The 15,730-nt window shown below is 49.1% G+C and carries 11 protein-coding genes; 1 reads left to right on the top strand and 10 read right to left on the bottom strand.

All coding sequences use genetic code 11. The features are described from left to right. The first annotated feature begins 1 nt into the window (after position 1). Complete coding sequence (locus LDN84_RS07920; RefSeq protein ID WP_223910828.1) at positions 2-406, top strand: hypothetical protein; 405 nt, start codon at positions 2-4, stop codon at positions 404-406. A 33-nt stretch (positions 407-439) separates the two neighbouring features. Here LDN84_RS07920 and LDN84_RS07915 read toward each other — a convergent pair whose 3' ends face one another. The 10 genes from LDN84_RS07915 to nuoG form a co-directional block, all read right to left on the bottom strand. After that, positions 440-5,209: an NAD-glutamate dehydrogenase gene (locus LDN84_RS07915; RefSeq protein WP_223910826.1), complete on the bottom strand. Its 4,770-nt coding sequence runs from the start codon at positions 5,207-5,209 to the stop codon at positions 440-442. Positions 5,210-5,312: 103 nt separating this feature from the next. Continuing rightward, positions 5,313-5,924 carry an NUDIX domain-containing protein gene (locus LDN84_RS07910; RefSeq protein WP_223910823.1) on the bottom strand — a complete coding sequence of 204 codons (612 nt, stop codon included), beginning with the start codon at positions 5,922-5,924 and terminating at the stop codon, positions 5,313-5,315. Positions 5,925-5,942: 18 nt separating this feature from the next. After that, positions 5,943-7,430: an NADH-quinone oxidoreductase subunit NuoN gene (gene nuoN / locus LDN84_RS07905; protein ID WP_223910820.1), complete on the bottom strand. Its 1,488-nt coding sequence runs from the start codon at positions 7,428-7,430 to the stop codon at positions 5,943-5,945. A 41-nt stretch (positions 7,431-7,471) separates the two neighbouring features. Then, positions 7,472-8,947, bottom strand: coding sequence for an NADH-quinone oxidoreductase subunit M (locus LDN84_RS07900; protein WP_223910817.1), 1,476 nt, complete (start codon positions 8,945-8,947; stop codon positions 7,472-7,474). A 13-nt stretch (positions 8,948-8,960) separates the two neighbouring features. Then, positions 8,961-10,976 carry an NADH-quinone oxidoreductase subunit L gene (gene nuoL / locus LDN84_RS07895; protein ID WP_223910814.1) on the bottom strand — a complete coding sequence of 672 codons (2,016 nt, stop codon included), beginning with the start codon at positions 10,974-10,976 and terminating at the stop codon, positions 8,961-8,963. Between the two features lie 4 nt (positions 10,977-10,980). Further along, a complete protein-coding gene (gene nuoK / locus LDN84_RS07890) occupies positions 10,981-11,289 on the bottom strand; it encodes an NADH-quinone oxidoreductase subunit NuoK (RefSeq protein WP_223910811.1) in 309 nt (102 codons plus the stop codon). Beyond that, positions 11,286-11,945, bottom strand: coding sequence for an NADH-quinone oxidoreductase subunit J (locus tag LDN84_RS07885; protein WP_223910807.1), 660 nt, complete (start codon positions 11,943-11,945; stop codon positions 11,286-11,288). The genes nuoK and LDN84_RS07885 overlap by 4 nt, the downstream gene beginning before the upstream one ends. Positions 11,946-11,968: 23 nt before the next feature. After that, a complete protein-coding gene (gene nuoI / locus LDN84_RS07880) occupies positions 11,969-12,502 on the bottom strand; it encodes an NADH-quinone oxidoreductase subunit NuoI (RefSeq protein WP_223910804.1) in 534 nt (177 codons plus the stop codon). Between the two features lie 12 nt (positions 12,503-12,514). Further along, positions 12,515-13,597 (bottom strand): NADH-quinone oxidoreductase subunit NuoH, encoded by a 1,083-nt coding sequence (gene nuoH, locus LDN84_RS07875; RefSeq protein ID WP_223910802.1) that lies wholly within the window; start codon positions 13,595-13,597, stop codon positions 12,515-12,517. Next, complete coding sequence (gene nuoG / locus LDN84_RS07870; protein ID WP_223910800.1) at positions 13,594-15,726, bottom strand: NADH-quinone oxidoreductase subunit NuoG; 2,133 nt, start codon at positions 15,724-15,726, stop codon at positions 13,594-13,596. The genes nuoH and nuoG overlap by 4 nt, the downstream gene beginning before the upstream one ends. Between the last annotated feature and the right edge of the window lie 4 nt (positions 15,727-15,730).

The raw sequence follows: 15,730 nt of genomic DNA, 5'->3' as shown, positions 1-15,730 counted from the left end.
CATGGCTGCCCTTGCTGCCACCAACAGTGCGACCCCGTCGCAGAGAACCAGCTTGATTCGCAATCAGCTGGAAGCCGCGCGCCGTCAAGCAGAGCAAGCCCAGGCCAATGAGGAGAGCCTGCGTCAACAGGTTGCGCAGGCAGAGTCTCAGACTCAAAATTCAAATGAAAAGGTGCGCAGCCTGAACCGCCAACTCAAGCAAGCCAATCAGTCGGACCCCACTTACACATCACGCCTTCAATCAGGCCAAGCGGCGGCGGCCATCAAGACGCAAGAGTGGGTTAATGGGCTTTACAGCGCAGTGATTGCCAAGCGCGGCATGACCCTGAACACCAGCCCAAGTTCGACCCCGGTACTCAACACGCAGGGGCAAACGACCGGCCGTATCCTCAACCTGAGCGCCTGAAACCAGCCGCCCCATGGTGGGGCGGCGCATCACTCACACCAGGTGGCGCAGTTCACGCAGAGCCACCGACACTGGTGCCAGGTCAGCCACTTGCGTGGTGATGGTTTGCAATAAACGGGACAACCGCTCTATGCTTGGCGCGTGAAACTCCGCCCAGGCATCCACACTCTCAAAACGCATCAACACACTTTGGCTGATCTGGTTGGCTATGGCGTACACGTCTTCACGGGCACTGCCTCTGGCTTGGGTTTGCCAGAGCGTGTCGGTGGGCAAGCGGGCGATTTGGGCACGCCATGCCCCTAAGGCAAGCACGTTTTCCACACCAAAATAGACTCGCGCGGCTTGGGCCAATGTAGTCTCGGCTTGTTCCGTAAGGTCAACCAGGTACAGCGCCGGGAAAATGAACTCCAGGGCACTCAAATTTTCAGCCAAATCAGCATCAACACCAGCCTGCACCAACTTTTGTGTGGCCTGAGCCCATTGTTCAGTTGCACGGGTGGGTAGCCATTGGGGCAAATTTGCCCTGAGTTCACGCGCACCGGGCTGATAACGTGCCATCAAGGTAGGCAAGTCTGACGATTTGGAGCGTGCGCGCAGCATCCAGCGTGACGCACGTTGTGCAATGGCAATGAGTTTGCACAACAAATCGAGCTGCAAACTGCTGGCCACACTGCCATCCAATGCGTCGATCTGATCCCACAAAGCTTCGAGATCAAAAATTTCACGCGCCAAGGTATAGGCGCGCACCACATCAGCGACCGTCGCACCCGCTTCTGCGGCCAGGAAATTGACAAAGGTGGCCCCGGTTCGGTTCACCACCGTGTTGGCCACAAAGGTGGCAATAATTTCGCGCTTGAGAGGGTGCTGATCAATGGCGGACGCAAACCGCTCGGTCAGCGCCTTGGGGAAATAGGCTTTGAGAACCCGGGTGAAATAGGGGTCGTCAGGCAAATTGCTGGCCAACAAATCATCAAACACCGACATCTTGGCATAGGCCAGAACCACGGCACCTTCGGGTGCAGTCAGGCCGAGCTGGTGTGCACGTCTGCGGGCAATTTCTTCGTCCGTGGGTAAAAACTCAATCTTGCGATTCAGTCGACCAGCACCTTCGAGCCATTGCATCAAGCGCTGCTGTCCAGCCAGAAAGTACAGGGGGCGATGGTTGGCCACATCCAAAGCCTGAGTCTGGTAATAGTTGTCAGCCAACACCAAATGACCAACCTCTTCGGTCATGGAAGCCAGCAGCTCATTGCGCTGCTTGAGCGTCAGATCCCCAGCCTCAACCACGCGATCAAGCAATATCTTGATATTGACTTCGTGATCAGAGCAATCCACCCCGGCCGAGTTGTCGATGGCATCGGTGTAAATCAAACCACCGTTTTGTGCGTATTCGATGCGGCCCAACTGGGTGCAACCCAGGTTGCCGCCTTCCACCAACACTTTGCAGCGCAATTGTTGACCGTTGACGCGAAAGGTATCACCGGCCTTGTCACCCACTTGAAGATGGCTCTCGGAGGTCGATTTGACATAGGTGCCAATGCCGCCGTTATAGATCAAGTCCACCGGGGCTTGCAAAATAGCATGCAACAAATCACTGGGTGATAGTTCCTGTGCCTCTATTCCCAAGGCCTCGCGTGCCATCTTGGACAAGCTGATGGACTTGGCCGAGCGGGCGTAAATACCACCGCCTTGCGAGAGGACACCACGGTCAAAGTCATCCCAGCTGGAACGTGGCAAATCAAACAGGCGTTGACGCTCAGCGAAACTGCGTGAAACATCGGGGGTTGGGTCAATGAAGATGTGTCGATGGTCAAACGCCGCTACCAATTGAATATGTTTGGACAACAACATGCCATTGCCAAACACATCACCCGACATGTCACCAATACCCACAACCGTGAAGGGCGTGGTCTGGATGTTGTGCGACAAGGCCCTGAAATGCCGTTTGGCCGACTCCCAGGCGCCACGTGCTGTGATGCCCATTTTTTTATGGTCGTAACCCACGGAACCGCCTGATGCAAAGGCATCACCCAACCAAAAACCATATTCAGCAGAAACACTGTTGGCAATATCTGAAAAACTTGCAGTTCCTTTGTCGGCCGCCACCACCAAGTAGGGGTCATCTTCATCATGGCGCACCACGTTTTGTGGTGCAACAACCTGACCATGAACCAGGTTGTCGGTCAAGTCCAACATGCCAGACAAAAGCAATTTATAGCAAGCAATACCTTCGGCCATAAAGGCCTCTCGGTCACCGGTCGGGGGGGGATTTTTCAGGACAAATCCACCTTTTGAGCCAACCGGGACAATCACTGTGTTTTTAACTTGCTGAGCCTTGACCAAGCCCAAAATTTCCGTACGGAAATCCTCACGCCGATCCGACCAACGAAGCCCACCACGCGCAACCTTGTCAATGCGCAAGTGAATAGCCTCAACACGCGGGGAGTACACCCAAATTTCAAACAATGGTTTGGGCTCTGGCATACCCGGCACCTCGCGGGAATGGAATTTGAAGCTCATGTAGGACTTGTAACCGCCCGCAGCAGCCATTTGCCACACATTGGTACGCACCGTGGCCAGAATAGCCCGGTGGTATTGACGCAAGATACGATCTTCTTCCAAGCTGGCCACCGCACTGAGTTGGGTGTCAATCCAAGTGTTCAGACTGGTTTGTGAGGCGGTGCTGTCTAACTGTTTGTCTGGATCAAAACGCGCTGCAAACAACTGGTACAAGGCTTGCGCAAGGCTTGCATTTTTGACCAACGTGTCTTCCAGATAACTCGTGCTGTAAGGGAAATCCAGTTGCTTGAAGTACCTTGTATAGGCTCTTAACACGGCTATGGCGCGGGCATCCAGCGTGCTGACAAGAACCAACTTGTTGAGGTCGTCGCTGTCACATTCTTTTCGCCATGCCTGCACAAACAAAACCTCAAAGCGTTGGCGAATTTCCGAGAATTCAACCGATGTGGCCAGCTGCAGGCCAAGGTCATGTATCCAGCATTCAGTAGCTCGTGCCCTATCTGCACTGTCCACCACACCATACGGATGTTCATCCAGCACACGTACACCCATGCGCTCAAGCACGGGCAAAGAGTCTGATAGTGCCACCTTGGCACGGCTGAAAATTTTGAAACGCACCAACCCGGGCGTACTGTCAAGCGGACGGTAGAGTCGAACAGCCATGGGCATGTCGGCAGATAACTCAGACAACACTTGCACATCGTCTGCCGCCATGGGCCCGGGAAACACTTCTTGATAGGCCGTCGGAAATCCCTTGGCAAAACGTGTGGCCAAAGTCAGACCCTGGCTTTCACCGTGCACCTGAACCAATGCTTGCTTGCAGTCGTCTTCCCAACGTTGAGCGAGTTGTGCAATGCGCAGTTCCAGCATCGAAACATCGACATTTTTGGGTGCCTGCTGACGGGCTCGAATCAAATAATGGATACGTGCCAGTGGACTGTCCGTCAGCATCGGTGTGAACTCGATCGAGAGGCCATCAAACGCACGGCTGAGTTCTTCGCCAATCTTGATCCGTAACTCGGTGTTGTAGCGATCACGTGGGACAAACACTTGTACCGATGTAAAACGACCAAAAGGGTCACGCCGCAAAAATATACGAGGTCGCTGACTTTCTTGCAGACGCAAAATACCCAGTGCATGCTCCAGTAATGTGGCCGTCTCAATCTGAAACAACTCGTCACGGGGATAGGCATACAGAATGGATTGCAATGATTTGGCTGCATGGCTCTCCGGCAAGACATCCACTGCCGCCATAACATCAGCAGCACGTTGCCTGATCAGCGGTATGTCACTCACCAGCGCAGCATAGGCCTTGGAGGTATAAAGACCTAAGAATCGTGACTCACCTACAAGCCGCCCATCTGCATCAAATCGTTTCACGATAAGACAATCCAACCATGAAGGTCGATGCACTGTTGAACGTGTCATGGCTTTGGTAACCAATACCAACTGATCTGAATCGACAAACGCCATAGCATCTGACAGTAAGCGGCTGACCGGTGTTTTGGGTTCACCACGCAATATCCCCAAGCCGGAATCCGGTACCGCAATCAGGCTGATGCCATCTTGCTCGTGTGCCAGGGTGTAATCACGTGCCCCCAAGAAGGTAAAGTGTTGATCCTCAAGCCACCCAAGAAAATTGATTCCTTCGGTTTGCCCCGTGGTTGATAGCCCAACCCCTGCTGCAGCATTTCGAACGGTTTGAAGATGTTGCAGCATGAGGCCCCAATCGGCGACAGACGCACGCACGTCACACAAGACACTGGATAGATCAGATACCAGTTGCTCACGATCTGCGGGACTCAAAATCCGGTCACACTCCAGCAAAATCAAGGATGAAATGGCGTGGGAGCTGCTTTCTTTATGCTGGGCTGTGGCCACCCGGATGACGCGACCTTCGGTATTCCGCTCAACAGCCAGCAAAGGGTGAACAATCCAGTGAGCGACACGACCACTTCGATTCACAACCATGGTGACCGAATCAACCAAAAAAGGCATGTCTTCATGGACGATTTGAATGATGGTGTGTTCACTGACAAAACCATCTTCTGCAAGCGTGGGGTTGTAGACCCGAATTCTCACACCATGGGCATCTGGTTCAGCATTCAGTAAACGGCGATGCGCATTGGCAAGTGCCAGAAGCTTGGGTGATCCACGTTCTTGCAGCTCGTCTGGATCTGTTTTATCAAAATAGGCCTGAACAAAATCAGCAAGATTTTGAGAAGCGGCACCTGCATTTTCCAGGGTGTAGGTATACAGGGCAGCAAGGGGGGCATGGGTCATGCAAGTCTCCGGTAGTTCTTTGACACCGAAGATTCTAGGGATCACTCTCCAGACAATCAGCTGAAAGCCTGGCTGCTCATCATGTTATGCAAAAGATTCATGATCAAGAAACCTCTTGCCAGTCCAGCGTCCATGCACCTGAAAGCACGTTTTGCAACCACAACGCACCCGTGAGAGTTTTGCCATCAGTGATTTGCCCTTGAGCACACCATTGAAGCAGTTGAGTTGATGTCGTCGTGAAAACATCTAAAAACTCACCGTCATCGAGCTTCTGTTTTCCCGCTGTTAAACCACGAGCAAACCAGATATCAATGAATTCTGTGGAATACGCAATAACTGGATGTAACACACCCGCACGAGCCCAGTGGGTGGCTGAATAACCAGTTTCCTCCAGCAACTCGCGTTGAGCACAGTGAAAACAGTCTTCACCAGGATCGAGTTTTCCGGCAGGAAATTCGATCATGACTTGACCAATGGGATACCGAAACTGCCGCTCGAGCACAATTTGAAGATCACCATCGTTACCATCCATCAAAGGGATGATCATGACGGCACCGGGATGCACCACATATTCACGCTTGGCCAAAGCAGAACTTGGCAAGCGCACCGTGTCTCGAAACGCGTGAAGAAAGTGACCTTTGAAGAGCTCTTGGCTGTCTACTTTTTCTTCAAATAAACCCGTGCAAGATGCAACGCCATTGGGTAAATCATCCATTCGAGCCAGCAAGTCAACTCAACTGGTCAGCATTTGTTTGATGGCACTGGCACACAAGGCCATCAGTCCACCTGGTAATAAACCCAAAACCAGAAGTAAAGCACCATTCATGGACAAAACGGCGTGCACCTCGAAAGGTGCGGTCACTTCGCCAGAACAAGTGGGGGCATCAAAATACATGACCTTGACCACACGCAAGTAATAGAACGCCCCGACCAAAGACATCATGACCGCAAAGACCGCCAAGGCCAGATGCAGAGTTCCACCAGACGCAATCAAGGCTTGCAAAACAGCGAGCTTGGCATAAAAACCAATCATGGGCGGAATGCCAGCCAAAGAAAACAAGCAAAGCGCCATCACACCGGCATAAAAAGGGCTGCGTTGATTCAGACCCGCAAAATCTGAAATTTCTTCACTCTCAAATCCATTGCGAGCCAACAAAAGAATGACTCCAAAACTGGCCAAGGTTGTCAAAACGTAAGAGATCACGTAAAACATGGATGAACTGTACGCACCACCTGCTGCGCCAGCATGCCCATTCACCAAGCCAGACATCATGCCAATCAAAACAAAACCCATGTGCGAGATCGTCGAGAAGGCCAACATGCGTTTGATATTAGTTTGCGCAATGGCCGCAAAATTACCAATCGCAAGCGAAGCTATTGCCAACAACATCAACATTTGTTGCCAGTCAAACGCCAGTGGTGTAAGACCTTCAACCAAGATACGAACGGTGACAGCAAAAGCTGCCAATTTGGGCGCGCCACCAATCATGAGTGTGACCGCTGTTGGCGAACCTTGATACACATCAGGTATCCACATGTGGAAAGGTACAACACCCAATTTGAAGGCCAGACCAGCAACCAAAAACACCAAGCCAAATACCAGCACTTGATGCTTAATCTGCCCAGAAGTGACCGCTTTCAAAACCTCCTGCAAATCAAGCGAGCCAGTTGCGCCATAAATCATGGATATACCGTAGAGCAGGAAACCTGAAGCCAAAGCACCCAGCACAAAATACTTCATGGCAGCCTCAATGGACTGGGTGTGATCACGCCTTAGAGCAACCAAGGCATAACTTGAGAGTGTCAGTAACTCAACACCCATATAGATCACTAGAAAATTGTTGCCAGAGATCATGACAAACATACCAAGCAGCGAGAAGATGCTAAGCACAAACATCTCCCCACCGCGCAACATGTCCCGATCTGCTGCATAAGGACGGCCATAAACCAATGTCACCATCATGGCCAATGTGGCAAAACACTTCAGCCAATTTCCCATCACATCACTGACAACCATATGTCCAAACGCATAAATGGTCTGCCCGGTACTTGCATAACTTGCCTGAAGAGCTGCCACAACCGCCAGTGTCAACATGGTAACCACATAGGTTGCCGTGCGACTGCGACTTTTGACACTGAGGTCAAACAATGCAATCACACACCCCATCAAGAGCAAAATTAATTCAGGGTAAACCGCGATCAAGCTGAGTTTGTCAATCATAGGAATCTCTTATCTAGGTGTTATCTATCTGGACAAACTGATCAATTCAGTTTCGATTGGGCCACGTGTGCAAGCAGTTGAGCGACAGAAACATCCATCACATCAGTGAAAGGTTTCGGGTACACACCCATGTAAAGCACGGCAATAGCAAGAAGAGTCAGATAGAAAAATTCACGTGAATTGATGTCTTTCAGGTGTTTCACATGGTCATTGGCCACGGGACCAAAATACACGCGTTTAACCATCCAAAGTGTGTAAGCGGCACCAAAAATCAATGCACTTGCGGCGGCCAGTCCAACCCAAAAGTTAACCTTGACCGCACCCAAAATAACCATCCATTCACCAACAAAACCAGCGGTGCCTGGCAATCCACAATTTGCCATGGCAAAAAGCAAGGCAAATGCTGTGAATTTTGGCATCGTATTGACGACACCACCATAACTGGAAATCTCGCGTGAGTGAACACGGTCATACAAGACACCAATACCCAGAAACATGGCCGCCGATACGAACCCGTGCGAAATCATTTGCACAATACCGCCAGCAACACCCAGGTCATTGAAGATGAAAAAACCGAGCGTGACAAAACCCATGTGGGCAACCGAAGAATAGGCCACCAGTTTCTTCATGTCTTTTTGCACCATCGTCACCAAGCCAACATAAATTACGGCGGCAAGCGACAAACCAATCATCAAGCCAGCCCACTCATGGGCAGCATCAGGCGTGATGGGCAAGGAAAAACGAAGAAAACCATAGGCACCAAGCTTCAGCATGATGGCTGCCAGAACTGCTGAGCCGCCTGTAGGAGCCTCTACGTGCACATCTGGTAACCAGGTATGCACGGGCCACATCGGCACTTTGACCGCAAAAGCAGCAAGAAAAGCAAAGAATAAGAGAGTTTGTGCCGTCTGGCCAAGCGGAAGTTTGTGCCAAGTCATCAAATCAAAACTGCCACCTGAAGTGGTGTACAGATAGATCAATGCAATCAGCATCAATAACGAACCAAGCAAGGTATACAAGAAGAATTTAAACGCTGCATAGATTTTGTTGGGGCCGCCCCAGACACCAATAATCAGGTACATCGGAATCAGTGTGGCCTCAAAAAACACATAGAAGAGCATGCCATCAAGCGCACAAAAAACACCAATCATGAGTCCGCTCAATATCAAAAAAGCACCCATGTATTGATTTACCCGGCTGGTAATTACCTCCCAACCTGCAATCACCACAATTACATTGATAAAAGCTGTCAACAAAATGAACCAGACAGAAATACCATCAATACCCAAGTGGTAATTGATATTAAACCGCTCAATCCATGGTGATGTTTCGACAAATTGCATGGCCGCTGTGGCGACATCAAACCTTGTATAGAGGGGCAGTGTCACCAGCAAGCTGACAAGCGCGCCAATCAATGCAATCCATCGAACAGCCCGTGCTTGATCATCGCGACCAAGTGCAAGCAAAACCACACCAAATGAAATTGGTGTCCAAATAGCCAGGCTCAGCAAACCCATTTTTATATTTCTCCTATTTGAGCCAGACGAAATACGTCATCAGGACAAAAACGCCCAATACCATAGTCAAGGCATAGTCATACAAATACCCTGTCTGAACTTTACGCACCACTGCAGAAACCCAGCCAACAGCGCGCCAAGAACCATTCACAACAGCACCATCAATCACTGCTTGGTCACCCACCTTCCAGAGTGCGAAGCCCAAACCGCGGGCAGCAGGAGCCAAGATATTTTCATTGAACCAATCCATGTAGTACTTGTTTTCCAGCACGGTATAGATAGGTTCCACCCGGCGTTTGATGGCGGCTGGCAAAGCCGGATTTACCATATACATGTAATAAGCCAAAACTACACCTGACAGTGCCAACCAAAATGGTGCGGCAGTCAAACCATGCAATGCCAATTGCAAAGGTCCATGGAATTCTTCCTGTAACGTTTCCATGGCGTGATGCAATTCATGGTTAACAAAAATTGCATCACCGAAGAAATCACCAAAAAGCATGGGGCTGATCGTGAGGAACCCGATCACCACCGATGGAATGGCAAGCAAGACCAACGGGACAGTGACCACCCAAGGTGATTCATGAGGATTTTGGCTGTCATGATGACCATGGGTATCATGACCATGGTGTACATCAGGGTTTTGGTCAAAACGCTCTTTACCATGAAACACCAGGAAATACAGGCGGAATGAATAGAAAGCGGTCACAAACACACCGGCCAAAACAGAAAAGTAAGCAAACCCTGCGGCTGGCAATTGACTAGTATGCACAGCCATAATGATTTCATCTTTGGAGTAGAACCCGGAAAAAAGTGGTGTCCCAATCAAAGCCAAAGAGCCCAACAAACTGGTGATCCACGTGATTGGCATGTATTTACGCAAACCACCCATCCAGCGAATATCTTGGTTGTGGTGCACACCCATGATGACCGAGCCGGCAGCCAAGAACAAAAGCGCCTTAAAAAATGCATGTGTCATCAAATGAAAGACAGCAACCGAATAAGCCGAAGCGCCTAAAGCGACTGTCATATAACCCAACTGGGAAAGGGTTGAATAGGCCACGATACGCTTGATATCATTTTGGATGATGCCCAAGAAACCCATGAACAACGCAGTAATGCCTCCAATGATCAAAACAAAGTTGAGTGCCGTTTCACTTAGCTCAAACAGGGGAGACATCCTAGCTACCATAAAAATACCGGCTGTCACCATTGTGGCCGCATGAATCAATGCAGAAATTGGCGTGGGACCCTCCATGGAATCAGGTAGCCATACATGCAGCGGAAACTGGGCTGATTTGCCCATGGCTCCAATGAACAAACAAATGCAAATCACTGTGACCAGCATCCAGTCAGTCCCAGGCAACATGAGCTTGGCAAGATCCGCTGATTTGGCAAAGGTCTCTGAATAATTTAGCGTACCGGTATAAGCGGCCAATAAACCAATGCCCAGAATAAACCCAAAATCACCTACACGATTAACCAGGAAAGCCTTCATATTTGCAAAAATCGCCGTTGGTTTATTGAACCAAAAGCCAATCAGCAAATATGACACCAAGCCAACCGCTTCCCAGCCGAAAAATAGCTGCAACATGTTGTTGCTCATGACCAGCATCAACATCGAGAACGTGAACAAGGAGATATAGGCGAAAAACCGGTTGTAGCCCTCGTCTTCTTCCATGTAACCGATGGTGTAGATATGCACCATCAAAGACACGAAGGTAACCACCGCCATCATCATGGCCGTCAATCCATCGACCATAAAGCCGATTTCCATTTTGAGGCCGCCGACCATCATCCATGTGTAAATGGTTTCGTTGAATCGTGCGCCCTCCAAGGCGACACTTTTAAGTGTCAAGGCCGATAGAACAAAAGATAAAAAGACACCCAGAATAGTGAGCGAATGGGACAAGCGCCTACCGATGACATTACCACCAAACTTGGTACCCAGTACACCAGCAGCAATCGCTCCAACCAAAGGCGCAAGGGCAATAACCAGAAGCGTTGAAGAAGAAAGGGTTTGACTCATTTTGTTAACCCTTCAATGTATTAAGTTCATCAACATTGATGGTCGATTTGTTACGGAACAGCAAAACCAGGATAGCTAAACCAATGGCCGACTCTGCAGCCGCAACCGTCAGAATAAAGAAAACAAATATCTGTCCATTTAAATCACCTAAATAGTGAGAAAACGCGACAAAATTTGTGTTGACGGCAAGAAGCATCAATTCGATAGCCATCAGTAAAACAATCAAATTTTTGCGATTTAAAAAAATCCCTACTACAGAGAGTGCGAACAACATCGCACCTAAAGAAAGGAAATGACCTAAAGTGAGTGTCATACTTTGTGCTCCAGAGTTGGCACCTCAGCCGATTGTTGAGGTAAAGCGGGCTGTGTAGATGCCATTTTGACAACCAGTAATCGATCACTTGACTTCACATGAACTTGCTGGGATGGATCAATTGTCTTGACATCCTTTCGGTGGCGCAAAGTCAGAGCAATGGCAGTGATCATGGCAACCAATAAAAGAGCAGCAGCAATTTCCAATGGATAGATGTAATGGGTATAGAGGAGCAAACCAAGCTCACGGGTATTCGACACTGGTACAACAGCTTGCCCAACTACTGTCGCAAGCTTGGGCTCATCAACTCCGCGAAAGCCCCCCATCAATACAGCAGACATTTCAAAAATAATCAAAATACCAACCAGTGCAGCCAATGGGAAATGTTTCCAGAAGCCCTCACGCATGCCCTCAATCTTCACATCTAGCATCATCACGACAAAGAGAAACAGCACCATCACTGCCCCCACATACACAAGTACCAACGTGATGGAGAGAAACTCGGCTTTCAGCAACATCCATATCATGGCAGCTTGAAAAAATGACAGTACCAAAAACAACACTGCATGCACAGGATTTCGTGCCGTAATCACTCGAAACGATGACAGCAGCAGCACTGCTGAAAATAAATAAAATAAACCAGTCTTGACATCCATGGTTAACGTATCTTTCTTAGAAGTCAGCGGTACTTGGCATCTGCAGCCTTGTCAGCTGCAATTTGAGCTTCAAAACGATCACCTACAGCCAACAGCATTTCTTTTGTGAAATAGAGATCACCTCGTTTTTCTCCGTGGTATTCCAAAATGTTGGTTTCAACGATTGAATCGACCGGGCAGCTTTCCTCACAAAATCCACAAAAAATGCACTTGGTGAGGTCTATGTCATAACGATTTGTGCGACGCGATCCATCATCACGAATTTCAGATTCGATGGTAATTGCCATTGCAGGACAAACTGCTTCACAAAGCTTGCAAGCAATACACCGCTCTTCACCATTCTCATAGCGACGCAACGCATGAAGGCCACGAAAGCGCGGCGACAAAGGAGTTTTCTCTTCTGGGTACTCAAGCGTAATCTTGCTTCTAAACGCATATTTACCAGTGAGCCTCATACCTTTGAGCAACTCAACTAGCATGAAACTTGAAAAGAAATCTTTCAATGAGAAAGCTTGACCTGGCAAGTGGTCAATAGTATTAGAAGTTGGGGTAGACATAAGCGACTCGAATTAGATCCAAATGTTCCACGGGGTTTGCATCCAAACACCGATCACAACCAACCATACCAAGGTCACTGGAATAAATATCTTCCAACCTAAACGCATGATCTGGTCATAGCGGAATCTTGGAAACGTCACGCGCACCCAAATAAATATTGTCATTACAAAGAATGTTTTGAGCCCAAGCCAAATCCAGCCAGGAATTGCATTAAATAAAGCACTGTCGATTGGTGGCATCCAACCACCAAAAAACATGGTGACTGACAAAATGGAGAGCAACCAGATACTGGCGTACTCAGCCATTTGGAACATCGCCCACGACATGCCTGAATACTCAACCATGTGTCCTGCCACAATCTCAGACTCACCTTCAATCACATCGAAAGGTGTCCTGTTTGTCTCAGCCAAGCCAGATACAAAATACACAACAACAATGGGTAACAAAGGCAGCCAATTCCAAGACAGAAAGTTCAGCCCCATTTGTGCAAATTGACCTTTACTTTGAGTCATCACAATGTCAGTGAGATTCAAACTTGATGAGATCATCAGCACAATCAACAAGCAAAATCCCATTGAAATTTCATAACTGACCATTTGCGCCGAGGCCCGCAAAGAACCTAAAAACGCATATTTTGAATTGGATGACCAACCAGACACGATCACACCATAAACTTCCAGGGAAGTAATGGCCATGAGAAACAGCAAACCTGCATTCAGATTGGCCACTGCAGTTTCTGGACCAAAAGGAACTACTGACCAAGCAGCTAACGCAGGAGCAACTGTCATCACCGGGCCGAGATAAAAAAGTACTTTATCTGAAGCAGCAGGACGAACAATTTCCTTCGTCATCAATTTCAAAGCATCGGCAATGGGCTGTAAAAGCCCCCACGGCCCAACACGATTGGGGCCTAAACGGATCTGAACCCAGCCCAGTAATTTACGCTCCCAAAGTGTGGCGTATGTCACTGCGGTTAACACAATCATCAACACAGCCACAACTTTCAGCAAGGCCCAGATGATGGGCCATGCCATTGATGTCCACCAAGATGCGCTGAGAAGACCGTGACCCAAAGAAAACAAAAAATCACTCATGCTGTCACCTCTTGAGACTTCACAGACCTTGCATCCGAGGTCAACTGGAGCGAAGGCGCACGTCGAACGATGCCATCAAGTTGGTACAGACTTGCAACCACGGGTGCCTCTGCATGAGAATTCAGGTCAATCGTCGCAGATGTACGGTTACTCAATTTTTCTCCCGCGACGTGAACCCTCTCTCCAAATTGCAAACCAGTAATACTTTTCAGTACGTCCTGCGAGGAGTTGTAATCAAACCCGGAAACCTCAAGCATATTGGCCAACACGCGCAATACCTTCCATGCCGGTCGTGTTTCTCCAAGTGGTTGGACAACTGCGTGGAAACTCTGGACAAGTCCTTCGGCATTCACAAATGTGCCAGATGTTTCTGTAAAAGGAGAGACTGGCAACACCACATCACAAAACTGCATGTTGGCTTTGAATGGATTCATGGACACCACCATCTTGGCTCTGCTCATGGCATCAAGTGTCTTCTTGCTCCAGACCCCATCAAACTCAGGCTCAGTGTTCAATAACAATACTGCTTTCAGAGCACCTGCCAGCATGTCACCCGCATGTGATGCACCCTTGGCAGGTATTGCGCCAACCAATTGAGCGCCAACAGTGTTGGCGGCTTCGGTCAAATAACCAAAACTTGCACCTGTTTGATCTGCGATCCATTGGGTGAGTGCAAGAAGGCTCGAAGCCTGTGCATGGTGCGCTGCGCCATTCCCGAGCAATATAGCCTTTTGTTCACCCGCGAGCAAAGCACGTGCAATAACGATGGCACTCTCCGTGGCTTCTACCGGTGTCGGTGAGGTGCAAGCTTTTTCTAATGCAACAGCACTGGCCACAGAAGCCAGGGTTCGTACCCATTGCTCAGCCGAGACCTGAATTCGAGAGAATACGGGTATTGCCCAATCTTCCTGACCTGAGCCAATCGCGGTTAGGACACAGCCTTTTCTTACAGCTTGACGAATTCTTTGTGCAAACAAAGGGTGGTCTTTGCGCAGATTTGATCCAATCACCAGCACGCTCTGTAAATTGGACAGGGAGGCGATTGGCATGCCCAAATACCGGACACCCTCATGCGCTGGAAACTCTGCATTTCGCAAACGGTAATCAATGCTGGACGTACCCAAGCCTTTCATCAACTCAACCGACAGATGAAGCTCTTCCAATGTGGAGTGCGGGCTTACCAGCGCCCCCAAGCTTGCCGAACCAAACTCTGAACGAATCTGCTTCAAGCCATTGGCCACATATTCCAATGCACTCTGCCAATTAACAGATTTCCACTGACCACCTTGCTTGATCATGGGCTCGGTCAAACGTTCACTGCTATTCAAAGCTTCATAAGAAAAGCGGTCACGATCAGCGATCCAGCATTCGTTGACTGATTCATTTTCCAATGGCACCACACGCATGACACAATTGTTTTTGACCTGAACAATCAAATTCGCACCGGTTGAGTCATGTGGGCTTACTGATTTGCGACGAGACAACTCCCATGTCCGCGCACTGTAGCGGAATGGCTTGCTGGTCAACGCCCCGACAGGGCAAATATCAATCATGTTCCCTGAAAGCTCAGAGTCCACACTGTTGCCGACAAAAGTTTCAATTTGTGAATGCTCGCCACGATGCGGCATGCCCAATTCCATGACACCGGCAATTTCTTGGCCAAAACGCACACAACGTGTGCAGTGAATACACCGTGTCATCTCTTGCATGGAGATCAGAGGCCCCACATCTTTCGGGGACACCACACGCTTTTCTTCATGGTATCGAGATGCAGAACCGCCATACCCGACCGCAATGTCCTGCAACTGACATTCGCCGCCTTGATCACAAATTGGACAATCCAGGGGATGGTTGATCAGCAAAAACTCCATGACCGATTGCTGTGCCTTGATGGCTTTGTCAGTCTTGGTGTGAACTACCATGCCTTGTGTCACTGGCGTGGCACAGGCAGGCATGGGTTTGGGCATTTTTTCGATATCAACAAGACACATCCGGCAATTAGCCGCAATGCTTAATTTTTTGTGATAACAAAAGTGTGGAATAAAGGTGCCAGCTTTTTCAGCAGCGTGCATCACTGTGCTGCCTTCTGCAATGTCAACTTTTTTGCCGTCGAGTTCAATTTCAATCATCTTG

Source organism: Rhodoferax lithotrophicus, from assembly GCF_019973615.1.
In the GTDB taxonomy this organism is placed as follows: domain Bacteria; phylum Pseudomonadota; class Gammaproteobacteria; order Burkholderiales; family Burkholderiaceae_C; genus Rhodoferax; species Rhodoferax lithotrophicus.
This window is presented reverse-complemented; position numbering and strand designations above follow the sequence as displayed.

Coding starts and splice junctions, on each gene's coding strand:
- nuoI (WP_223910804.1), bottom strand. CDS start 12,502: ATGTCTACCCCAACTTCTAATACTATTGACCACTTGCCAGGTCAAGCT.
- nuoG (WP_223910800.1), bottom strand. CDS start 15,726: ATGATTGAAATTGAACTCGACGGCAAAAAAGTTGACATTGCAGAAGGC.
- LDN84_RS07885 (WP_223910807.1), bottom strand. CDS start 11,945: ATGGATGTCAAGACTGGTTTATTTTATTTATTTTCAGCAGTGCTGCTG.
- nuoK (WP_223910811.1), bottom strand. CDS start 11,289: ATGACACTCACTTTAGGTCATTTCCTTTCTTTAGGTGCGATGTTGTTC.
- nuoL (WP_223910814.1), bottom strand. CDS start 10,976: ATGAGTCAAACCCTTTCTTCTTCAACGCTTCTGGTTATTGCCCTTGCG.
- LDN84_RS07920 (WP_223910828.1), top strand. CDS start 2: ATGGCTGCCCTTGCTGCCACCAACAGTGCGACCCCGTCGCAGAGAACC.
- nuoH (WP_223910802.1), bottom strand. CDS start 13,597: ATGAGTGATTTTTTGTTTTCTTTGGGTCACGGTCTTCTCAGCGCATCT.
- nuoN (WP_223910820.1), bottom strand. CDS start 7,430: ATGATTGACAAACTCAGCTTGATCGCGGTTTACCCTGAATTAATTTTG.
- LDN84_RS07900 (WP_223910817.1), bottom strand. CDS start 8,947: ATGGGTTTGCTGAGCCTGGCTATTTGGACACCAATTTCATTTGGTGTG.
- LDN84_RS07910 (WP_223910823.1), bottom strand. CDS start 5,924: ATGGATGATTTACCCAATGGCGTTGCATCTTGCACGGGTTTATTTGAA.
- LDN84_RS07915 (WP_223910826.1), bottom strand. CDS start 5,209: ATGACCCATGCCCCCCTTGCTGCCCTGTATACCTACACCCTGGAAAAT.